A 24,422-nucleotide genomic window follows, 5' to 3' on the forward strand; every position below is an offset into this window, starting at 1 on the left:
ACATAGGGAGTACCTAGCCACGTTGCAGCCTCCAAGAAAAGTGCATGATCATCGTGCTCTTCAATGCGAATACCCAAAGCAGAACCGGCATAGGCCAACGCTCGGAAGTTGGTATTGGAGAAGTTCTTCTGTGTACTGCACGAGTGAAATGTAACGAGTAACAGAAGAAAGGTAATGACTTGGAAGATAACTTTCACGATAAAGGAACAAGCCCCCTCATACATGACGGAGAGGGCTTGTATGGAGCGGCTGTTATAGATGATTTTCTTGGAGGTAGTGATTAGCTTCAATAGCAGCTTTACAACCGCTAGCTGCAGCTGTAACAGCTTGTCTGTAGAGAGGATCAGCAACATCACCAGCAGCATAAACTCCTGGTATCCCCGTCAAAGGTGTATCACCTTCAGTGAGGATATACCCTTGCTCATTCGTCTTAACCCAGGGTGCAAAGAGGTCGCTATTAGGCTTATGTCCAATGGCTAAGAAGAAGCCGTCAATAGGCAAATCATATTGCTTCTCATCTGCTTCTCCTTTGCGGTGAACCAAATGGGCTCCCTCTAACTTTCCTTCACCAAAGAGTCCTATTGTATTGGTTTCAAAGAGTATCTCAATCTTAGGATTCTCCATTACGCGGTCCTGCATCGTCTTACTAGCGCGTAGGAAAGGTTTACGCACAATCAAATAGACTTTATCTGCTAAACCAGCCAAATAACTTGCTTCTTCGCAGGCAGTATCACCACCACCTACAACGGCAACAGTCTTCTTACGATAAAAGAAACCATCACAGGTGGCACAAGCACTAACGCCATGTCCCTTATAGGTTTCTTCATCAGCTAAGCCAAGATATTTAGCAGCAGCTCCCGTTGCTATGATCAACGTGTGGCATAATACCTCACTACCATCATCAAACGTCACAGAGTAGGGGGCTTTATCTAGATTTACCTTAGTGGCTATATTAGAACGAATTTCTGCACCATAACGCTCTGCTTGCTGACGCATATTATCCATCAAGTCATACGCTTCAACACCTTCAGGAAAGCCAGGAAAATTCTCCACCTCACTTGTAGTTGTGAGTTGTCCACCCGGCTGCAAGCCTTCGTAAATAACAGGACTGAGTCCTGCACGCCCAGCGTAAATTCCAGCAGTATAGCCAGCAGGGCCAGAACCTAAAATTAGGCAACGTATAGTTTTCATTAATTATATATTTAAAATGTTTATCGTAAGTCGATTACTTCCACTTTGGGATAGTCTTTCTTACTAAATTCAAATGTGCTCTTACTAAACTTAATCCCCGTCTGAAGCTGACTAATACGGAAGCGCATCCAGTTGCCTTTCGCATCTTTCAATCGAACGTTCATAAGATTACCATTAGTGTCGACAAGTACAACTAATCGCTGAAAAGAAGCGCGTGCCTTAGGTACGACAGTTATCTTACGGCATGTCTTGCCAGCATAAGTATCTGATTCCATATAATAGCTGCAGTTTTCACGATAGAGGTTTATGAACGCTGTTGGATTCATTTTCTGAATCTCTGTTTCAGTAGGGGTGCTCACATTTACTTCGTCACTTCCTGACATCATGGACCAAAGAGTTTTACCATTGAACCAAGTTGTCATACTACCTGACTGAATTTTAAATTTATTTCCCTCTGTTTGAATAGTACCAAGAACAGTACCATTAGGACTTAACCCTTTAAAAGTTGTAGCTTCAAAGGAAGCCTTAACTCCCGTTTTTTGTAATTTAGTTGCAACTTGATTAAGAATCTGCCCAGCACTCTGTGCGAAACATGGCAATAGCACAAAGGATAAGAGTAAAGTAGAAAGCGTCTTCTTCATATTCTTTCGTTTTTATTTTATTTCGAATATATCATAGTCTTAATTACCTAACATTTGGTCAAGTTGGAATTCGTCTTGTATCAAGACTTCGCGAGGTTTGGCACCTCTTGCAGGTCCAACAATACCTGCATTTTCTAGTTGATCCATCAGACGCCCCGCACGATTATAACCTATAGAGAACTTGCGCTGAATGAGTGAGGTTGAACCTGCTTGGTTCATGACGATATAGCGAGCAACTTCTTCAAACATAGAATCACGTTGTCCACTATCATCACGACATCCTTCTCCTTCTCCATTGCTTTCTTCTGCAACTTCTGGAAGTTCAAATGCAGAAATATAACCTTGTTGACTTGCAATGAATTCATTGATGCGTTCTACCTCAGGGGTATCCACAAAAGCACACTGCACGCGCACAGGTTCATTACCACTCAAGAATAGCATATCACCACGACCGATAAGTTGCTGAGCGCCAGTACGATCTAGAATGGTCTTAGAGTCAATGCCAGAAGATACCTTAAAGGCCATACGGGCAGGGAAGTTAGCTTTAATCGTACCTGTAATGATATTTGTTGTAGGTCGCTGTGTCGCAATAATCATGTGCATTCCTACCGCACGAGCTAATTGGGCAATACGTGCAATCGGAAGTTCAACCTCTTTGCCTGCAGTCATAATCAAATCACCGAATTCATCAATAATGATTACAATATAAGGCATAAATTCATGTCCATTGGAAGGATTCAGCTCACGATTAATAAACTTCTCGTTATACTCTTTTATGTTGCGAACTCGTGCTTTCTTTAGTAAATCATAACGATGATCCATAACAACGCAAAGACTCTTCAGGGTTTCAATGACTTTCCTTACATCTGTGATAATCGGTTCTTCGTTATCTGGAACTTTAGCTAAGAAATGTTTCTCTATGGGGGCATAAATGCTAAACTCTACTTTCTTAGGGTCGATGATAACAAACTTTAACTCAGCAGGATGCTTCTTATAGAGCAAAGAAGTGACGATAGCGTTCAAGCCAACAGACTTTCCTTGTCCGGTAGCACCAGCAACTAACAAGTGAGGCATCTTGGCTAAATCCACCATATAAACATCATTAGTAATAGTTTTACCAAGCGCAATAGGGAGAGCAAAGTCAGCTTCCTTGAATTTTTTTGTGTTCAAGATACTTTCCATTGAAACAATCTTCTTATTTCGATTTGGAACTTCAATACCTATTGTTCCCTTTCCTGGCATAGGAGCAATAATGCGAACTCCTTCTGCTGAAAGATTCAGAGCTATATCATCTCCCAAATTACGAATCTTGCTGATGCGTACACCTGGAGCTGGCGTAACTTCATAGAGCGTAATTGTTGGACCAATTGTTGCTTTGATATTAGTAATCTCCACTCCAAAATCATGAAGAACTGTAACAATACGATCCTTATTACTTTTTTGTTCTTCCATATCGATACTTGGACCTTCATTCTCATACTTTTTTAACAAGGAGAGAGTGGGGAACTTATAATGTTCTAAATCCTTACGTGGATCATATGGACCTAGCACCTCTAACGGAGAAGCAACAGTCTTAGTACTAGCACCTTTCTCTGGATCTTCTGCCTTTGTTACTTCCAGTTCTTTATTCATATCTGTATCAATCACAGATAATGCATCTACAGAGGGAGTAACAGCAATGGAAGTAACTTCAGTTTCAGAATCACCTAAATCAATTGTGGTAGCCACGCCATTCGGCTCTTCATCTTTCTGATTTTCGTCCGTAATATCTAATGGATTATCTGTTTCATCTTCAATCGTTTCTTCGTCACCTTCATTCTCTGCACCCTTATTAGCGTCTAAATCAGGCAGCTCGCCATAAAAGTCTTCATTGTTCCCTTCATCATCTGTTATAACTTCGTTTGCTACAGAGTGCTCTGCTCTATATTTAGACGGATTAAAGAGCAAGCGAATAAATTCTATAGTTTGGCCTGAAAAGTAAATCAAATAGAGAATACCTATCACTATCATCAAAATGATAGTTCCTATCAATCCTATGTTACTTGTGAGATATTGACAAACAAGATAGCCATGCCCTCCTCCCCAATCTGGCTGGAAAGGGATCTTCATAAGTTTCTCTGGAAAAACGTTGAGAAACTCTTTAGAAGAAAGAAGAGTTAGTACAACGGACCCCCAAATCATAAGTACCGAACAGTTTACAAACCATTTGCGAAGACGAACCCCATATGTATCCATGAACTTCAAACTCAGCCCAATCATGAAGATGGGAAAAAAATAGGAACACACTCCAAAGGCTTCGTTGAAAAAATAATTTGCTATGTATGCTCCAATCTTTCCTCCGTAGTTAACAAACTGTTGATTGCCTATATTATTTTCTAGCTGTGTCTGATCAACGCTTGCAGTATAAAAAAATGAAGTAAAGCATAGGAACATATACAACGCCAAAGCAAAGGTAATCAAACCTAATATGAATTTCAGTTTTTCCCCACGCAACAGTTCTTTCCATCCGTCCTCAGGACTGAAGATAGACTTGAGATTCACATTACCATCTTTTGTTTTATTTTTATTGGCAGTCTTTCGAGTTACTTGCTTCTTTGCCATGATTTCTATTTCGTGTAAAAGTCTATAAGTTGATTCAGTGCACGTTGACAAACTCCACAAAATTCAGGATATTCATTTGTCTTCATTCGGCAGTTTTCAAAACCTCTGTATACATTTTTAGCTTGATAACCTGCACCTTCATACATCTTTGCACCTCGCACGTCTTTCCATTTAGAATCGTCAGGATGGGTCGTGATATTTAATTCCCACGGCTCTATTGCTGCATTATATGTATCAGAGAATTGCGTATCATTATAATATTCGTCTGCCAGACCTCCAAAGCTATGCCCAAACTCATGCACAACAACAGAGCGAAAAGCACTATGTTTTGCTGTAGTCAGTGTATAGGAGTTATAAATTCCACCACCGCCATAATTATCCGTATTGGCTAAAATAATTATATGTTCATAAGGAATACCTTGTAAAGCATCATTAAGTTTACGTAAATTCAATGTTGTTAAATAGCGATCGGAATAAAATGTATCAAAATGACTAGACAAGGCCGTTTGCTTCCATAATCCCCGTTTGGGTATACTAATACCGCTATTTTGTGAAGGTAAAGCCACCGCCACAATATTAAAACAATCTTTTCTACTCTTGAATGGTTCATGCGAAAACAACGATTTCATCGCTATAATGGCATCGGAATAAAAATTATTCTGCTCTGCCTCTGTATATCCTTCTGCCACAATGGCAATATCGATCTTTTTATCTGGAACGCCAGCTTTCCATAGATACTTATGCGGAGCTACTTGCAATCCATCAAGGGAGCGAATAAGAATATCCCGTGGATGGATGGTCATTGCAAAACTTGATACAACTTTAGAGTGTGTGTCGTATAGTTCGATACTGAGCAAAGCTGAGTCTGTAGGCATAGGCATCAAAAACACATTCTGGAAGGCTTTATTTACCCTTTTTGCTTCTTCTGTAGTTAACCACTCTTGAAATAACGTTGAAAAAGAGTGTCGATACAAAACTTTTTTAGTTCGTGCATCTTGCAAACACAGTTGACCATTTCCTCGCAAAGGTACTGCATTTAAATGGCCACGACGCCCAGCCCAACCATTGAAAGTACTTAGTTCTTCAATAGAAATATATTGTTTTTCAACAGTGCCTGAAAATATAAAATCTGCACGAAGTGTACGAGAAAAATTAAGACTTTGACTTTTAAGCGGCTGGAATATAGATACTGCCAAAAGTATGAAATAATACAACTGTCGCATGTTCTATGAAATTTGAATGCAAACTTACAAATTTATTCGTAATTTAGCAGCTCAAACCAACCTACATCTTAATAAATCATTGTGAATTTGAAAGATTTTGAGAACCGATTGGTGCGCGGTATGTGGCTTGCATCCTATCCTCGTCTTCAGTATTATTGGCAGGCTCTGCTTCAACGTTTGTTTTTGGCAGGACGCATCTTCTGGAACGAACGTATGACTTTTCGTGCTGGTGCACTCACCTATGTTTTTATTTTGGCTTTGGTTCCAGTTTTAGCTCTTATTTTTGCAATCGCAAAAGGTTTCGGCTTAGATACTTATATTGATAGTCAAATACATGAAACTTTTTTCTCTCAGCCTCAAGTTGTTGACGCTCTCTTAACTTTTGTAAATCGCTATTTATTAAATACTCAACAGGGTGTTTTTGTTGGTATTGGTATTCTTATGCTACTCTATACCGTTTGGTCTTTAATGAGCGGTATAGAAACTACCTTCAACCAAATATGGCAAATAAAACAAGAACGAAGCATTTTTGCACAAATCAAAGATTACATATTTGCAGCTATTTTTCTTACTATATTCCTGATTATCAGTTCAGGATTATCTATCTTCTTAAGTAATTCTTTAGAGTCAGCAATAGGATATATTCCTTTTATCAAGCAGGTTCCACTTCTTTGGAGTGTGCCATATATTCTTATGGTACTCTTCTTCACGCTACTCTATAGTTTTATGCCTAATACGAGTGTACGTTTACGTAGTGCATTCATTGCAGGCCTACCGGTAGGGATTCTCATACAATGTAGCGTATATGGATATTTCTATTTACAAATGACGATGACTAGCTACAATGCTATTTATGGTTCATTGGCAGCTCTGCCACTCATCATGATTTGGGTACGTATTCTTTGGTATATCATTCTTTATGGTACGGCTTTAAGTTATGCAGATCAACACATAGGAGAATATGCCCATAGTCGCAATAATATTTGGAATAGGACCTCATTTGATAATTTAAGTATTTCAATTTGTATATTTATTTTTCAAAGGTTTAAGCAAGGAAATACTGCACCACAAATAGTAGAACTTCAAGAAAAGTTTAAAGTTCCAACATTTATTCTTGATATCACTTTGGACAAATTAGTTTCAGCTAAGATCTTATTGGTTAATTCTTCTAATCAAGGATTCATTCCTGCAGCTGATCTATCTTTACTGACAGTAGGAAAAGTGCTTTATGCTTTGGACAAACAAGGGAGTACTATCTCATTCTCCCATGGTTCAAGCAAATTTAAAAACTATAGAAATAATTTGTTTACTGGTGGCTTTAACGATGAGTTAATAGTCAATTTATCAAACGATGAGAAATAATACCAACATTGTTCTAATTGCAGACAGCGGCAGTACTAAAACAGATTGGTTGCTACTAAAAGGCAAAGATGAACTTTCTAGATTCAGCACACAAGGAATCAACCCTTTTATGCTGACTGAATCAGAGATAACGACTATATTAGCAACTGAACTACCTCAACTACCAGCGAATGTCGAATCTATTCATTTCTATGGAGCAGGATGCAGAGGAGAGTTATCTGCTATTGTAAAATCTGCAATACAAAGTCTTTTCCTCACGGCGAATATTCAAGTAGAATCAGACTTACTTGGAGCAGCTCGCAGTGTGTGCGGTAACGAACCTGGCATAGCTTGTATCTTAGGTACGGGATCTAATAGTTGCCTTTATGACGGCAAGATCATTGTAGAAAATGTATCTCCATTAGGTTATATACTGGGTGATGAAGGCAGCGGAGCAGTCATGGGAAAGCATCTTATAGCTGATATTCTGAAACACCAAATATCTGAAGATATATCCAAACTATTCTTTGATAGGTATCAACTAACTCCCGATCAAATTATTCAAAAAGTATATAGAGAGCCTTTTCCTAATCGATTCTTAGCCTCTTTTGCTTTATTTATAGGTGAGAACAGGCATAATATTGATATACATAATTTTATAATTAAAGAATTCAAGTTTTTCTTTAGAAGAAATATAGATCAATATCATCGTCTCAATCTTCCGGTAAACTTTGTGGGAAGTATAGCTTTCTTTTTTAGAATTGAACTTCAAGAAGTGGCAAAATCTTTGGGTTATCGCATTGGCCGTATATATAGAACTCCTCTAGATGGTCTTATGAAGTATCATTCTGCGCATAATAATAAGATGCGCTAAGATTTCTTTTTAACATTATTATTGAAGCATTACTGAAATTCTAAAACTACTGTTGTGAAACAATTTCTGCATCACGCATTCGCACTCTCTTTTGAGATTTTTTAGACTATAGCAGAGGGATTTGAGAAAGAAATATTTCATCCAATATAAATCCCAATTCGGTTTGGGAAACTCATGAAAGAGCGTTTCTTAAACCGAATAGGGGTTTATTGTATTAGCCGATATCTTTATTGCATCAGCTGATATCCTTGTTGTATTTGAGAATATAATAAGAATATTTTAAACTATCAAAGAAAATTGAGGTTCAGACATTACCTTAATTTTAAGTTTCATATTCAGCTAGAAGTTTTAGTTCCCTTATTTAACTTATAAACAACGGAGGCAAAGACTAAGGGAAATCCTGCTTCTTTGCCTCCATTTTTTATTAGCTACATACTAGAGTGTTTTCCACTTACCGCCTACAGCTCTCCATTGGATTTTTGCAGCATTCCAGAATGTCGGCCACCCACCGAAGATCCCTCCTATGAATAGTCCTTGAACCTTGTGCCAGCCTTTGGCTAATGCTATTTCGCAATTTTCTCGAGTGTCACGTGGTGCATAGATTCCAGAATTGTCAATATAGAGTGTACCGTCAATACTTACTTGCGTGAGCAAAGAAGAAAATTCATACACACCCGTCTCAGGGACATAGAAGAATCCTTCTGCAGTTGCAGCATAATTCTTTACATCTCGTACATCGCTAGGAACATTCGTTAGAGTGCGTACGACTTCAATACGATCTGCCTTAAAGGTTGAATCAGCCTTTAAGGCTTCTAACTGCTGAGGAGTTCTAAATTCTCCATTGTATTTGCGAACAGTGTAGCCTTTGGTTGTAGGAGTGCTGAGTGAGAGAAGGGAAGTTTGCCTGTTAATTTCTATCTTACGTACATTGCTGAGTAAACCACAAGGAAGAAGTGTTGCTACATTCAACGTTGTGCTTTGGTCAATTTTGATTGGACCGGTATACCGTGTTGAGTGTGATGTGGGGGTTGTTCCGTCAAGTGTATAAACTATTGGAAGATTTCTTTGAGAACTCAAAGAAACAGTACGTGAGTTAGTAAAAGCTAACTTGTTCGAGCTAATTCCTTCAATACTCGGGGCAGGAATATAGAAATTGATGTGACGTTCTTTTAATCGCAGTGTGAAATCGTTATCAAGGCGACGCTGGAAGTCCGAGAAATCTTTGTTTTTCTCTTTTGTCCAGGCCACCTCTGCCAAGGCGACTCCTCGTGGCCATAATCTGTTTTCCAAGGCTGCTGGACCGAGAGTATACTCTGTCCAGTTGTTCCCTTGAACGCCTAGAACCAGTGAATCTAGACCTTGTGAGGTTAGTGCAGAAGGCACAGGATTATAGGCATAGCATTTTTCAAGTGGAGCGTATCCTCCGATACTTGTAGGTTCATTCATAAAGTCGCCCTGGTAATGATCGAAATATAAGCCATGACTTCCTGGTGTCATAATAACACTATGATGTTTCTGCGCTGCAATAATACCACCATCTTCTCCACGCCAGCTCATAACAATAGCATCTTTTGGTAGATTTCCACCTTCAAGTATTTCATCCCACCCAATGATACGTTTGCCTTTCGTTTGTAAATATTTCCCAATCCGTTCGATAACGTAATCTTGTAGCTGAGCTTCTTTTGTGAGTCCAAGAACTTTCATGCGAGCTTGACAACTATCACATTTTGTCCATTCAATACGTGGACTTTCATCACCACCAATATGAAAGTAAGTTGAAGGAAATAGTGGTACAAGCTCGTCTATTACATTCCTTAAAAACTTAAACATATTTTCTCGTCCAGGACACATGACAATATCTTCAACTCCCCAAATGATTCGTGGTGTTATCTCTTTTCTTTTGCAGGACAAATCAGGATAAGCCGCAATAGCTGCCAGTTCGTGACCTGGAATCTCTAATTCAGGAATCACTTCTATATGTCGCGCGGCAGCATAGGCTACAATATCACGAATTTCTTGCTGGGTATAGAAGCCTCCATATTTATTTCCTTCTGCATCCATTCTCCAGGCTCCTATGCCTGTGAGTTTAGGATAACGCTTAATTTCAATGCGCCATCCCTGGTCATCAGTTAAATGCCAATGAAAGCGGTTTAACTTTAATGAAGCCATTACGTCAAGTTGCTTTTTGATTGCAGCAACAGGCATAAAGTGACGACTAACATCAACCAAGATTCCACGCCAAGAGAAACGGGGTTGATCTTCAATTCTAACCATGGGTATCTCAAGTGGCCAGCTAGGAGTACGTGCATTGGTCGCTTCCACAAAAGGAGGAAGTAATTGAAGTAAAGATTGATAAGCCCAAAAGAGGCCACTTTCTGAAGAGGCTGAAAGTTTTACTTGCTGAGGAGTAACCTCTAAGCGATAGGATTCGTTTCCTTTTATTGTTGGGTCAATAGTAAAAAGGATTGAAGATGTCACCGCTTTATGAGAACTTTTTAAACGAATACCTGTAGATCGTTGTAGTTTATCTATAAAGGCTTGAGCAACTTTATCTGCACTTTTTCCCTTTCCCTTTGAAAGGATAACTGTTTGAGGAGAAAGTTGAAAACTACCACTTCCCTTCTCAATGATAGCAGGGCGTGGGATAATGTTTATTTGTCCCATGGAAGGAAGCACGGACAGCGTAAAAAAGAAAGCTGTTAGAATATTTTTTATCATGCGCAATATAGTTAGATGTTATGACTGCGAATTTACGTAATATTTTTTAATTTTCTTTAGAATGTCTAATCCAAGAAGAAAAGTGATTTCCTTATTCCATAGATAAATACTAACTTTGTAGCAAAATAAAGATAACTAAAATGGCAGGAAAGAAGAACTCTCCTATATATATATCGGGCCCTTGTGTTATAGAATCGGCAGAGTTGCTTGAACAAGTTGCGCAGGAAATTGTTCGAATTCGTGATATTCACGGGATAGATATAATTTTCAAAGCTTCTTTTGACAAGGCTAATCGCACTTCCCTATCATCGTTTAGAGGTCCAGGGCTAGAGAAAGGACTTCAGATGTTAGCAGATATAAAATTGCATCATAGCCTAAAGATTACGACAGATATTCATGAAAGTTATCAGGCTCAGGTAGCTGGTGAAGTTGTCGATGTTTTACAAATACCTGCATTCCTTTGCCGTCAGACAGATTTATTGGTAGCAGCGTCTCAAACAGGATGCATTATTAATATCAAAAAAGCACAGTTCCTTTCAGGTAGTGATATGAAATACCCTGTTGAGAAATGTCGTGAATCTGGAGCTAAAGAAGTATGGCTAACGGAAAGAGGAAATGCCTTTGGCTATAACAATTTGGTTGTAGACTTCAGAAACATCCCTTTAATGGCTCAATGGGCAGATCGCGTTATTATGGATTGTACACATAGTGTTCAACGACCTGGAGCAGGAGAAGGGAAAACGATAGGTGATAGACAGTTTGTACCAATGATGGCATATGCAGCTAAGGCCTTCGGTGTAGATGGCTATTTTTTTGAAACACATCCACAACCGGATGCAGCCCTTAGTGATGGACCTAACATGCTCCCTCTTAATGATTTAGAAAATCTTATCGTAGAATTAAGTAAGTAGTTATCTTATGAGTAAGTATATAGATGTAGCGATTCAATGCCTTAGAGAAGAGTCAGAAGCTATAAAGGATTTAATCCCCTATATCAATGGAGATTTTGACAAAGCTATTCGACTTGTCTTAGATTGTCAAGGAAAATTGATTGTTACAGGCGTTGGAAAGAGTGGACATATAGGAGCAAAAATTGCTGCAACACTATCTTCTACGGGAACTCCTAGTTTTTTTGTTAATCCCCTTGATGTTTTTCATGGAGATTTAGGTGTAATTACTGCAGCTGATGTAGTATTAGCGATTTCTAATTCAGGGCAAACAGACGAACTGTTACGTTTTCTACCTTTTCTTCTTGAGATGAAGATACCTGTAATAGGGATGTCAGGTAATCCTCGTTCACAGCTAGCTGAGTATTCAACGGTTCATTTGAATTGTAGTGTAAAAAAAGAAACAGGTCCCTTGGGTTTAGCTCCAACTTCGTCTACAACAGCACAACTTGCAATGGGAGATGCTTTGGCTTGTGCTCTTATGGATGCTCGTGATTTTCAAGTATCTGATTTTGCTCATTTTCATCCCGGCGGTTCTTTGGGACGTCGACTACTTACACGAGCAAGGGATGTGATGCGCACAGAAGATTTACCAGTCATACCTCCGTCTATGAAAATGGGAGAAGCTGTGATACATGTAAGTAATGGACGCCTAGGACTTTGTGTTGCAGAGGAGGAAGGCAAAGTTGTCGGAATTATTACTGATGGCGATGTACGACGTGCTATTCAGTCCTCTCAAGATAGTTTTTTTCAAAAAACTGTGGCAGACTTTATGACCCGCTCACCAAAGACTGTCGGTGCAGATACTAAGATTATGCAAATAGAAGAAATCTTGCAAGAAAATAAAATTCATTGTGTTCTAGTTGTGGATTCTGAGAATCATTTATTAGGTATTGTTGATACGTTTAGGACGCAACTTTAGGTGGTTGTAAATAATTATATTCGTATATTTTTCTAAATACATTGATTAAGAATAGCAGATGTGTAAATGCAACAAGGATAAGAAAATAAGTAATAATAACGAAATCTTTTCACAATTAGGGATGTGTCAAAGCCGATTTAAACACATCCTATTATTGTCTTTAATCTTTGTACTTCCTTCTATATCATGGGCAGCACAAACGGATTCTCTTCTTTTCACGACAAACAATAGGATTGTTATATTTAAGAGTGGACAAGAGAAATTTTCGGATCTTTTTGCCGCGATTCAACAGGCAAAGAAAAGTATTCATCTTGAATATTTTAATTTTAGAAATGATTCTATTTCTACCGAACTCTTTTCACTGTTGGAACAAAAGGTGAAAGATGGGGTGAAAGTAAGAGCTATTTTTGATGGTTTTGGCAATGCATCTAATAATAGACCTTTGAGGCGTAAACATTTGGATTCATTGCATAATCGTGGGATTGAAATTTATGAATTTGATCCATTAAGATTTCCGTATGTGAATCATATCATACCGCGAGATCATCGAAAAATAGTAGTAATAGATGGAGTCGTTGCATATACAGGGGGTATGAATGTTGCAGATTATTATATTAAAGGTAAATCAGAATTTGGTAGTTGGCATGACATTCATGCTCGTGTAGAGGGTGAAGCCGTAGGACAATTGCAAAAGGCTTTTTTAGATTTTTGGAATATTTGGACTCAGCAAAATGTTCGTGGCGCCGAATACTATCCGGGATATCGTGATGCCACAAAAGAGTTTTCTAACTTAACACCTGATACGTGTAGTTCTGCAGGTAAGAAACGTATTGCAGTAGTTAATCAAGGGCCAAGATCTCCCAAAAAACCTATACATGCCACTTTCTTGCAGCTTATCAATAGAGCAACAATGCAAATACAAATAATAAATCCTTATTTTACGCTTTGTCACCATATACGACGTGCACTCTGTCAAGCGATAAAGCGAGGAGTGGATGTTCAAGTAATAGTTTCAGCTAAAAGTGATATTCCCATAACTCCACGCATTGTAGAGCATAATGCTCATCTGCTTATGAAGAAAGGAGTTAAGGTTTATTTTTTTGAAGGTGGTTTTCATCATAGTAAGATAATGATGGTAGATAGTGTTTATTCTTTTATCGGCTCAGCAAATTTAGATAGTCGCAGTCTTTCATTTGATTATGAATGTAATCTTTTAATTGATGACAAGCCTACAACGAAAGTATTGCAAACGATATTCAATAAAGACAGAGATGAGAAATGTTGGCTATTAACTCCTAAGACTTGGAAGGAAAAGTTTAAGCCTTCCCGACGATTTGCTGCATGGTTTTGGCAATGGCTTACCCCGTTTGTGTAATTTTCTTTTTATAATGATTTAATTGCAGAATAGAAATGGATTCTTTAAACTATAACGACACAGATAATAGTAGTCGATTTTATGAACAAGAAGAACCTAAAATGGCAATGAAAGAAGTACCAATCTCATCTACAAACGACTTACAAGCTAAGCCCGTTAGAAATGCGACCTTTTCAATATGTAAAGCATTAGCAATTATTTGTGTCGTATTATCTCATTCAGGGGGACCCTCGTGGCTCTTAAATATTGTTTTCCAATTTCATGTCCCTGTCTTTCTTATCTGTGCTGGATATTTCTTTAATGCCAAATATCTCAATGATGAGAAAACGTATATAGCAAATCGTATTAAAGGTTTATATTTCCCTTTTGTACGCTGGTCTATTTTTTTTCTTGTATTCCACAATTTATGGTTCTATTTAGGAATTCTTAACGAGCAATATGGGAATGCCGGTGGGGGAGTAACTCATCCATACAATTTTAGCCAGTTTTCTCAACGTCTGTGGAGTATAGTCTTCAATATGTCGGGATATGATGAATTTTTAGCTGGTGCTTTTTGGTTTTTCAGAGCTCTTTTTATAGGTAGCATTGCTTTTTTACTACTCTATAAGATTTGTGTGTGGCTTTTGATTAAAAATGGGAAAGAGCCTTCTAAGCTTTTTATTGGTGGAATAATTTTTGTTATAAGTTTGCTTATGTCTACATGGCTTATTCTTGCTAATCTAAAAATTACAGGAATTAGTCAGGGTGGATATCGTGAGATAATGGTAGTTTGCTTTATGGCTATCGGCTATATATTTCGACAAATAATTGATAACAAGCTGTTTAATAAGATTCCGAAAGAGCGATTTGGCACAATCTTAAAGATCTGTTTACCATCATTTCTCTTACTGATTTTTGGCTCTATATTTTTCCCTTCAAGTATGACTTATCGGCCTGATTTTTGGGGGAGTATTTCGCTACCATTTACTGGATTTGCTGGATTTCTGTTACTCTATTTCTTTAGCATTTGGTTACAAAAACAAGAAAATATATTAAAGCAACTACTGATTTATATCGGAGATAATACGTTGTATATTTTTGCATTTCATCTCTTAGCATTCAAATTGGTAAGTATCTCTAAAGTTGTAATCTTGAATCTTCCTTGGAAGATGATAGGAGGACATCCTATTGTGATAGAAGGAAGTGGACATGATTTTTTTTGGTTTATTTATCTCCTCGTAGGTATTTGCGCTCCTTTAGTTTGGATTTGGGTATATCGTAAGCTTGAATACAAATTAGGATTTACTTTGTCTTACGAAAACCTTCTAAATCAAAAAATTATTAATTTAGTATTTTCCAACGCTTTTCATGGTTTATATTTTATAACTTTTAAAAGTTTACATCTTCTTCGTGCTCTTTGTATGAGTGTTTGGCATTTCTTTTCAAATTTAGTGCAAGGTATAAAGGATATAATCAAAGCATCTAGCCCTAAGGATGAGTAACTTACTTCTCCTTGAATAAAAGAAATGTCAGTCTATCATACAGAGCCTCAATTCTTATAGCAGTAGCGTTGAATCTGGACTGACAAGTAACAGGGGATACTATCAAAGGAAAGATTGTGGAGTTGGTGTCGGACAATACCATAACAGACCTAATAACAGTATGCTCTTCACGATGAGGACATACTGTTTTTTTAGCAGAGAGAGTATTTTTGGGGGAAGGAAAATGGCTGTACTATTATACTAGGTACGAGCATATGAATTATTCTTATTACCATATACTTGATATAATAAGCAGTCATTCATTTCTAATGAGATTGAGGAATTTCCAAGATAATGAATGGACTGCTTTAATTATATATAAGAGAGATTAGATTGAAGATGTTTTTCTGAATTATTGCGCTTAAGAAGAGATTAATGCGTTTTATAATAATATCGATACACCTCGTTGTATCGCTTAAAACGCTTTAAAAGGTGGTTTGTTTCAAAAAAGGTGTATTATATGCTTCATAAAATGTACTTGTGAGATTTTAATTCGTAACTTTGCCACAATAAGGAGAATAACTAATTAAAGATAAATGATAGATCAAGACAGAATTTTAAAAGTCGATATTGAAAAAGAGATGCGACAGTCTTATATCGACTATTCTATGTCAGTGATTGTTTCCCGTGCACTGCCAGATGTGCGTGATGGCTTTAAACCTGTTCAACGTCGTATCCTATATGGTATGATGGGCTTGGGAAATACGCATGACAAGGCCTATAAAAAATCAGCACGTACAGTAGGTGAAGTTTTAGGTAAGTACCATCCTCATGGCGATAGTAGTGTTTATGGTGCGCTCTGTCGTATGGCTCAGAACTGGAATCTACGCTATCCCTTGATTGATGGCCAAGGGAACTTTGGTTCTATTGATGGTGACTCTCCTGCTGCTATGCGTTATACCGAAGCTCGCTTAAGTGTTCTCGGCGAGATGATGATGCAGGATTTGGACAAGGAGACTGTTGATATGATGAATAACTTCGATGATACATTGAAGGAGCCAACTGTTCTACCAACGCGTATTCCTAACTTTCTTGTCAATGGTGCCACAGGTATTGCCGTTGGTATGGCGACTAATGTTCCAACTCATAACCTAGGAGAGGTTATTGATGGCGCAATAGCTTATATAGACAATCCAGACATTGATGTAGAAGGTTTGATGCAGCATATTAAAGCACCTGACTTTCCAACTGGAGCATTTATTATGGGGCTGCAAGGTGTTCGTTCTGCTTACCAAACAGGTAAAGGACGTATCGTCTTACGTGCAAAAACGGATATAGAAAATGGTCCTCAGCATGACACTATTGTTGTTAGCGAAATTCCTTATGGTGTTAATAAAGCTGAGCTTATTCGCGATATAGCCAATCTTGTTAATGATAAGAAGATTGATGGTATTTCCAATGTGAATGACGAATCTGACCGTGAAGGTATGCGAATCGTCATTGATGTGAAGCGTGATGCCAATGCCAATGTTGTTTTGAATAAACTATTTAAGATGACTGCTTTACAGAGCGGTTTCGCGGTTAATTGCATTGGCTTGGTTCATGGACGTCCAAAAGTCTTAACACTGAAAGATTGCATCGCTGTTTTTGTTGATCACCGTCATGATGTAGTAATTCGTCGCACGCAATATGATTTGCGTAAAGCTCAAGAACGTGCGCATATTCTTGAAGGCTTAATTATAGCTAGCGACAATATCGATGAAGTGGTTCATCTGATTCGCTCAAGTAAAACTCCTTCAGAAGCTATTGAAGCTTTAAAGAGTCGTTTTGAACTTGACGATATTCAAGCAAAGGCTATTGTGGACATGCGTTTGGCTCAGTTGACAGGTTTGCAACAAGAGAAACTTCATGCAGAATATGCAGAATTGGAACGTAAGATTGATTACTTCAATCAGATTCTTACAAACGACACCCTCTGTCGCAAGGTGATGAAGGACGAACTCATTGAAGTTAAAGAAAAATACGGTGATGATCGTCGCACAGAAATCAAGCTGAGCGCAGAAGAATTTAATCCAGAGGATTTCTATGCCAATGATGAAATTGTGATAACAATTTCTCATCTAGGATATATAAAGCGTACGAATCTTGATGAATTCCGTGCGCAAGCACGTGGTGGTGTTGGTAGTCGAGGTGGTACTACGCGTGATTCTGATTTTATAGAATATATCTATCCCGCAATGATGCACGATACGATGCTCTTCTTCACGGCATGCGGTCGCTGCTATTGGTTGAAGGCTTACGAACTTCCAGAAGGAACAAAGAATGCGAAAGGCCGTGCAATTCAGAATATGCTCAATATCGAAAAGGATGATGCTATCAACGCTTGCCTTTATGTGAAGAAACTCTCAGATGCAGAGTTCTGCAATAGCCACTATGTTGTATTCTGTACGAAGAATGGTACGATAAAGAAGACATCGTTGTCCGATTATAGTCGCCCACGTGCAAATGGTGTTATTGCCATCAACATTCGTGAGGATGATCGCGTAGTGAGTGCTGTTCTTACTAATGGAACTGACGAACTTGTTATCGCAAACAGAAATGGTCGTGCCATTCGCTTCAATGAAGATTCCGTTCGTGTTATGGGACGTACTGCAACAGGTGTCCGCGGTATTACGCTTGATGGAGAAGACGATGAAGTAGTAGGTATGGTTTGTGTGAACAATTCTGAGAAAGAAACCATTATGGTTGTCAGCGAGAAAGGATTTGGTAAGAAGAGTCCCATTGAAGACTATCGCAAAACAAACCGTGGAGGTAAGGGGGTGAAAACTCTCCAAATAACGGAGAAGACAGGCAAGGTTGCTGCCATCAAGAGCGTTACAGATGATGACGACTTGATGATTATCAACAAGAGTGGTATTGTCATTCGCCTGAAAACTTCAGAAGTGCGCGTAATGAGTCGTGCTACGCAAGGTGTAAAACTCATCGATCTCAAAAAGAGAGGTGATATAATTTCTAGTGTTTGTAAGTGTCCTACTTCCACGGAAGAGGATGAAGAAGACATTGATGAAAATTCAGAAAATCTAGAAAATAGTCAGCCAATAAACACGAGAGAATAACCATATATATTAACATTAATAAAAAAATCTATGAAACGTATCATGTTATCAATTGCACTGATGGCTATTGCGGGCTCAGGCCTTGCACAGAACAGTGCTCACTTCAAGGCTCAAGCTTTGATGCGCGACAAGAAAGACTATGCTCAGGCAGCAGAAGTGTGTGAACAAGCTATTGCCAATCCGAAGACAACAAAGTTTGCCGAAATCTATAGAGATATGGGATTAGCTTATGCAAGTTTGTTCAACAATGAACTTACAAAAGCAGCTAAAGAAGTTCCTTTTGATACTATTGCCTTCTGCAACTATTTGGATAAGGCTGTAGATGCCTTTACTAATAGTCATTTAGCAGATATAAAGCCCGATGCAAAAGGCCGAGTAAAGCCAGAGTTCGAGATATTGAATAAAATGAATCTGAACCAGATGTTGAATTATTTCAATTATGCTGGCATTTTCAAGGCACAAGGAGGAAAGAATGAAGAATCTTTGAAATACTTTGAAAAATATATCAATATGCCTAAGAATCCTATCTTCTCTCAACAGGAAACAGATTCTATTTATAAAGCGGGTATTCATGAATACTCTCAAGCTGCTTTTAATGTTAGTTTGTTGAATTACAACTTGAAAAACTACGACGCAGTTATTCGTAGTGCAGACTTAGCACTGAAAGATGCCGAACTCGACAAGCAGAATATCCATGATGCTTATGTGATGAAGTCAAATTCCTTCCTTATGCTTAAGGATACTGTTAATTACGCAAAAACACTGCGTGATGCTGTTGCTGCAACGGCAGGTGAAGGTTTTATGGGTGATTTGATTACTTACTATATGCGTCGTCAAAATCGTGCAGAAGCAATCCAAATGGCTGATGAGTTGATTAAGCAGAAGGGTTCAGATAAGACCTCTTATTATATCAAAGGTTGTTTGGAAATGAATATGACGCCGTATAACTATAAGTCTGCTCGAGAAGCTTTTGCAAAGGCGATTGAATTGGATCCTGATTATGTTGAGGCCAATACAAATATGGGCGTTTGTTGGATTCAGGATGTACAGGATAAAATAAATGCTAACTACTTCCATCTACCACGAGGTAATGATAATGCTTCTGCGACGAAATATAATAACATTGTCAATACGCAGATCAACCCTTATTACAAGAATGCACTTCCTTACTTGGAGAAAGCACGTCAGTTGGCTCCAGAAAAGCCTGAACTTTGGGCACAAGGCCTCTACCTCTGCTATACTAATTTGAAACAAACAGCTAAAGCTAGCGAAGTGAAACCTCTTGTTCCAAAGAATTAGTTGACTATATCGTTGGCAGTATCTTATCTATCATTTTCATATAGAAACATTATCTATTTTTCCTGTCATCAGAAACAGGTATGGGAATGTTCAAAAAGGATGTAAAGCTATTTTTTCTTTCTCTCTGGAGATGCTCTAGAGAGAAAGAATTTTTGTATTGTTGCTATTATGTTCATTTATTAACGTGTATTCTGAATTCACCGGATTCACGCTAAAATATCACTCTTTCGAAATTGTAAAAAACAAACAGAAAGATACTGTCCTAAAAAAGTGTGTAAGACATTACCATACAACTAGATTGAACATCTGTTGGTAAGCATTCTTATTACTAAAAATACACATTACGGACAAGAACTCAATAAAAAAACGTATCTTTGCATCCAAAAATGTAAAAAATGGTAGATAAGCAACTCAAGCCCGACTTCATTTTCGAGGCAAGTTGGGAAGTCTGTAATAAAGTTGGAGGCATTTATACTGTCTTGTCTTCGAGAGCACAGACACTACTTAAAGAATATGGTGATAAGCTTATATTCTTAGGTCCAGATATATGGCAAGAAAAGAACAATCCTGATTTTCTAGAAGATAAAAAACTCTTAAAGAATTGGCGTGAAGCCGCAGCAAAGGAAGGTGTAAATGTTAGGATAGGGCGTTGGCAGGTTGCAGGTAGGCCCGTTGCTGTCCTAGTAGATTTTCAACCATTTTTTGAACAACGCAATTTTATATATGGAACTGCATGGCAGAATTTTGGAGTTCAAAGTGACAAAGCCTATGGTGATTACGATGAAGCTTCAATGTTCTCTTATGCAGCAGCACGTTTTGTAGAGATTATATACCTCTCACTTACCCACAAAAATGAAAAAGTTGTTTATCAAGCTCATGAGTGGATGGCAGGTTTAGGTATGCTACATTTGCGCAAGGCAGCTCCTAGTATTGCCACAATCTTTACAACCCATGCCACAAGCATTGGTCGTTCTATTACGAGCAATAATAAGCAGCTTTATAAATACTTCCATGGCTACAATGGTGATCAAATGGCCGAAGAACTCCATATGGATGCGAAGCATAGTGTAGAGAAGAAAAGTGCCCATTTTGCAGACTGTTTCACTACTGTTTCAACATTCACCAACGAGGAATGTGTTCAACTGCTTGAGAAACCAGCAGATGTAATTCTGCCTAATGGCTTCGACAATGCCATTGTTCCTAAAGGTTCTATATTTACCACAAAGCGCAAAGCTGCTCGAAAGAATTTGTTAAGAGTAGCGTCTGCTCTGTTGGGCGAAGAGCTCTCAGATAAGATCATGATTGTTTCAACTAGTGGTCGCAATGATTTCCGTTGTAAAGGATTTGATGTATTCCTTCAAGCTATGGCAAATCTCAATAGCGAATTACAACATCAGTCTATTGATACTTGTAAAACTTGTGTTTTAGCCCTGATAGAAGTACCTTGTTGGATAAAACAACCACGCAAGGACCTGCAACTACGATTGATAGGGAAGGAAATCCCAAATATGGCATTACCAAATCCGTACCTGACGCACGAACTCTACAATGAGGGAGAGGATGCCATTCTAAATACAATGCGCTCGCTCTCCTTGATGAACGACAGAAATAACCCTGTGAAAGTCATCCTCCTTCCGTGTTATCTCGATGGAGAAGATGGTATCATCAATGAGCCTTATTATGAGGTTCTACTGGCAAATGATCTCTGTATCTACCCAAGCTATTATGAACCTTGGGGATATACACCGCTCGAGGCTAGTGCTTTCAAAATACCGTGTATTACAACGGATTTAAGTGGCTTTGGCCAATGGGTAGATGCAACACTGAAGCACCAAGGAATGATTGAAGATGGGGTAGAAGTGCTACATAGAAATGATGATAACTATTTTGATGTGGCACAAAAGATCTGCAATACGACGATGAAAGTTCTGAATGCAAGCAAAACTGTCCGCAACGAGATGCGAAAGAATGCAGCAGCACTGGCCGATAAAGCACAGTGGAGTAACTTTATCAAGTATTACTATCAAGCATACGATTTTGCATTGAGAAAGAAATAAAAACAATAACTCAAAAATTTATGAAAGTCAAAGTAAGCAACGCTAACCAGCCGAACTGGGAGGTTTTTAATGTTCAGAGCCATATCCCTGCTGAATTACGACAGCTTGACGAATTGGCACACAATCTGTGGTGGACTTGGAATCCCGAAGGAATCGAATTATTCCGCAGTATTGACCACGATTTGTTTGATCACAAATGCGATCAAAATCCTATTGACATGCTCCAACGCATGAGTTATGAACGCTTAACAGAACTAAGCAAAGATAAAGAACTCGTTGGTCGTATCAACAAAGTATATAAGGAATTTCGCAAATACATGGACGTAACTCCCAATGCAAAACGTCCTAGTGTGGCATACTTCTGCATGGAGTATGGCCTTTTTCATATACTTAAAATTTATTCTGGTGGTCTTGGAGTTTTGGCTGGCGATTATCTGAAAGAAGCTAGTGACTCTAATGTAGATCTCTGTGCTGTCGGTTTCTTATATCGTTATGGCTATTTTACTCAAACACTATCCATGGATGGTCAACAAATAGCAAACTATGAAGCACAGGATTTCGATAAGCTCCCAATTGAGCGAGTTCTTGATGACAATGGAAATCAACTTATTGTTGACGTTCCATTCCCAAACTATCTCGTTCATGCTGCTATTTGGAAAGTAAATGTAGGTCGTATTTCTCTCTATCTCCTCGATACAGATATTCCTTTAAATAGCGAATATGATAGAAATATTACACATGCGCTCTATGGCGGTGATTGGGAAAATCGTATCAAACAAGAATATTTGCTCGGTATTGGTGGTATGTTAGTTTTGAAGAAACTCGGTATCAAGAAAGACATCTACCACTGCAACGAAGGTCACGCTGCTTTCTGCAATGTTGAACGCCTTGTTGATTATGTTGGTCAAGGCCTCTCTTTCGGTGAAGCTTTAGAGCTGGTACGTGCCTCCTCGCTCTATACCGTTCATACTCCAGTTCCTGCAGGTCACGACTATTTCGACGAAGGACTATTCGGTAAGTACATGGGATGGGTTCCTGAAAAATTAGGAATTACTTGGGATGACTTTATCGGTCTTGGCCGTACGAATCCGGATGATCATGGAGAACGCTTCTGTATGTCTACCTTCCTCTGTAACACCTGTCAGGAGGTTAATGGTGTTAGCTGGTTGCATGGGCGTGTAAGTCAGCAGATGTTCAAAAATATCTGGAAAGGATATATGCCCGAGGAAGAGCGCGTAGAACACGATATTCGCACCCACGATGAGTGGTATGAAATTTACAATTCCCATCCAGAAGAAAGCCATGTAGGGTACGTTACAAATGGCGTACACTATCCAACGTGGAGTGCAAAAGAATGGAAAGCTGTTTACAATAAGTATTTTGATAAGAATTTCTTGGAAGATGAATCAAATGAAAAGATTTGGGAGAAGATTTACGAAGTTCCCGATGAAGAAATTTGGAAGACTCGCTTAGCTCTAAAGAATAAACTTATCAAATATATCCGCGAGCGTTTCCGCGAAAACTGGCTGAAGAATCATGGTGACCCCAGTCGTGTGGTAAGTCTGCTTGATAAGATTAACCCCAATGCACTGCTCATTGGTTTTGCTCGTCGCTTTGCCACTTACAAACGTGCACACTTGCTCTTTAGCGACCTCGACCGCTTGGCAAAGATTGTGAACAATCCTGACTATCCAGTGCAATTTATCTTTGCTGGTAAAGCACACCCTGCTGATGGTGCTGGCCAAGGCCTAATTAAACGAATCTACGAGATTTCTCAGCGTCCAGAATTTATTGGCAAGATTCTGTTCCTTGACAATTACGATATGCACCTTGCACGTCGTTTAGTAAGCGGTGTTGATATATGGATGAATACACCAACACGTCCTCTCGAGGCTTCTGGTACTTCAGGAGAAAAAGCACTCATGAATGGTGTTATCAATCTCTCGGTTCTTGATGGCTGGTGGTATGAAGGTTATCGTGAAGGCGCAGGTTGGGCACTTACAGATCGTCGTACCTACGAGAATCAAGAGTATCAGGATAAGTTGGATGCTTCAACAATATACTCATTGCTCGAACAAGAAATTATACCTCTTTACTACGCTCGTAATCGTAAAGGCTACAGCGAGAATTGGGTACGTACAGTGAAAAATAGCATTGCTCAAATTGCTCCACACTATACAATGAAGCGTCAGTTAGACGATTACTATGATCGCTTCTATACGCCTGAGGCAAACCGCTTTAAAGCTTTATCAGCAGACAACAATAAGCTTGCAAAAGAAATTGCAGCTTGGAAGGAACTCGTTGCAGAACGTTGGGACAGCATTCAAGTGATTAAGAAAGAAGCTACGAATGATAACAATGGTATTCACATCAATGGTGAACAATTTGAATCACGCGTAACTATAGATGCACAAGGTCTCGACGATGCAATTGGCATAGAAATGGTTGTTGTTGGCACTGCTGAAGGACAAGACCACTTATTGCGTGTTATCCCAATGAACGTAGTAGAACATGAGGGAAATCTTTATACCTTCGAACTCAAGAGCGAAATCGACATTGCTGGTAGTTTTAAGATTGCATATCGTATGTTCCCTAAAAATCCTTTCTTGCCTCACCGCCAGGATTTCTGCTATGTACGTTGGTTTAACTAATCACGA

At 38.7% G+C, this 24,422-nt stretch carries 15 protein-coding genes and 1 pseudogene; 10 read left to right on the forward strand and 6 right to left on the reverse strand.

Translation table 11 applies throughout. The features are described from left to right. The 5 genes and pseudogenes from ABLA33_RS01785 to ABLA33_RS01805 all read right to left on the reverse strand — a co-directional run. Positions 1 to 290 (reverse strand): annotated as a pseudogene (locus tag ABLA33_RS01785) (hypothetical protein); the annotation flags it as partial. Then, positions 253 to 1,191: a thioredoxin-disulfide reductase gene (trxB, locus tag ABLA33_RS01790; RefSeq protein ID WP_347719010.1), complete on the reverse strand. Its 939-nt coding sequence runs from the start codon at positions 1,189 to 1,191 to the stop codon at positions 253 to 255. The pseudogene ABLA33_RS01785 and the gene trxB, both read right to left, overlap by 38 nt. A gap of 20 nt (positions 1,192 to 1,211) precedes the next feature. Further along, the gene (locus ABLA33_RS01795; RefSeq protein ID WP_347719011.1) at positions 1,212 to 1,832 is read right to left on the reverse strand and encodes a LolA-like putative outer membrane lipoprotein chaperone; all 621 of its coding nucleotides are present in this window, start codon (positions 1,830 to 1,832) and stop codon (positions 1,212 to 1,214) included. 39 nt (positions 1,833 to 1,871) lie between these two features. Further along, positions 1,872 to 4,433: a DNA translocase FtsK gene (locus ABLA33_RS01800; RefSeq protein ID WP_347719012.1), complete on the reverse strand. Its 2,562-nt coding sequence runs from the start codon at positions 4,431 to 4,433 to the stop codon at positions 1,872 to 1,874. 5 nt (positions 4,434 to 4,438) lie between these two features. Then, positions 4,439 to 5,629, reverse strand: a complete 1,191-nt coding sequence (locus ABLA33_RS01805; protein ID WP_347719013.1) for a M64 family metallopeptidase — start codon at positions 5,627 to 5,629, stop codon at positions 4,439 to 4,441. A gap of 114 nt (positions 5,630 to 5,743) precedes the next feature. Here ABLA33_RS01805 and ABLA33_RS01810 point away from each other — a divergent pair, with 114 nt between their 5' ends. Both ABLA33_RS01810 and ABLA33_RS01815 read left to right on the forward strand, forming a co-directional pair. Then, positions 5,744 to 7,018 (forward strand): YihY/virulence factor BrkB family protein, encoded by a 1,275-nt coding sequence (locus ABLA33_RS01810; RefSeq protein ID WP_347719014.1) that lies wholly within the window; start codon positions 5,744 to 5,746, stop codon positions 7,016 to 7,018. 7 nt (positions 7,019 to 7,025) lie between these two features. Further along, positions 7,026 to 7,871 (forward strand): ATPase, encoded by an 846-nt coding sequence (locus tag ABLA33_RS01815; protein ID WP_347719042.1) that lies wholly within the window; start codon positions 7,026 to 7,028, stop codon positions 7,869 to 7,871. A 435-nt stretch (positions 7,872 to 8,306) separates the two neighbouring features. Here the strand turns inward: ABLA33_RS01815 and ABLA33_RS01820 are convergent, their stop codons facing one another. Continuing rightward, positions 8,307 to 10,589, reverse strand: a complete 2,283-nt coding sequence (locus ABLA33_RS01820) for a family 20 glycosylhydrolase (RefSeq protein WP_347719015.1) — start codon at positions 10,587 to 10,589, stop codon at positions 8,307 to 8,309. 140 nt (positions 10,590 to 10,729) lie between these two features. Here ABLA33_RS01820 and kdsA point away from each other — a divergent pair, with 140 nt between their 5' ends. The 8 genes from kdsA to glgP all read left to right on the forward strand — a co-directional run bounded on the left by kdsA (position 10,730) and on the right by glgP (position 24,416). Beyond that, entirely contained in the window at positions 10,730 to 11,500 is a 771-nt protein-coding gene (gene kdsA, locus ABLA33_RS01825; protein ID WP_347719016.1) for a 3-deoxy-8-phosphooctulonate synthase, read from the forward strand. A gap of 7 nt (positions 11,501 to 11,507) precedes the next feature. Then, on the forward strand, positions 11,508 to 12,458 hold the full coding sequence (locus tag ABLA33_RS01830; RefSeq protein ID WP_311489954.1) for a KpsF/GutQ family sugar-phosphate isomerase: 951 nt from the start codon (positions 11,508 to 11,510) through the stop codon (positions 12,456 to 12,458). 154 nt (positions 12,459 to 12,612) lie between these two features. Continuing rightward, positions 12,613 to 13,833 carry a phospholipase D-like domain-containing protein gene (locus ABLA33_RS01835; RefSeq protein WP_311489953.1) on the forward strand — a complete coding sequence of 407 codons (1,221 nt, stop codon included), beginning with the start codon at positions 12,613 to 12,615 and terminating at the stop codon, positions 13,831 to 13,833. Positions 13,834 to 13,868: 35 nt separating this feature from the next. After that, complete coding sequence (locus ABLA33_RS01840) at positions 13,869 to 15,314, forward strand: acyltransferase family protein (RefSeq protein ID WP_347719017.1); 1,446 nt, start codon at positions 13,869 to 13,871, stop codon at positions 15,312 to 15,314. Positions 15,315 to 15,889: 575 nt separating this feature from the next. Next, positions 15,890 to 18,409, forward strand: coding sequence for a DNA gyrase subunit A (gene gyrA / locus ABLA33_RS01845; RefSeq protein WP_347719018.1), 2,520 nt, complete (start codon positions 15,890 to 15,892; stop codon positions 18,407 to 18,409). 30 nt (positions 18,410 to 18,439) lie between these two features. Next, positions 18,440 to 19,708 (forward strand): hypothetical protein, encoded by a 1,269-nt coding sequence (locus ABLA33_RS01850; RefSeq protein ID WP_347719019.1) that lies wholly within the window; start codon positions 18,440 to 18,442, stop codon positions 19,706 to 19,708. Between the two features lie 395 nt (positions 19,709 to 20,103). Beyond that, complete coding sequence (locus ABLA33_RS01855) at positions 20,104 to 21,765, forward strand: glycogen/starch synthase (RefSeq protein ID WP_347719020.1); 1,662 nt, start codon at positions 20,104 to 20,106, stop codon at positions 21,763 to 21,765. A gap of 20 nt (positions 21,766 to 21,785) precedes the next feature. After that, positions 21,786 to 24,416: an alpha-glucan family phosphorylase gene (gene glgP / locus ABLA33_RS01860; RefSeq protein ID WP_311489948.1), complete on the forward strand. Its 2,631-nt coding sequence runs from the start codon at positions 21,786 to 21,788 to the stop codon at positions 24,414 to 24,416. Positions 24,417 to 24,422: the final 6 nt, after the last annotated feature.

This window comes from uncultured Alloprevotella sp. (assembly GCF_963536905.1).
Taxonomy (GTDB): domain Bacteria; phylum Bacteroidota; class Bacteroidia; order Bacteroidales; family Bacteroidaceae; genus Alloprevotella.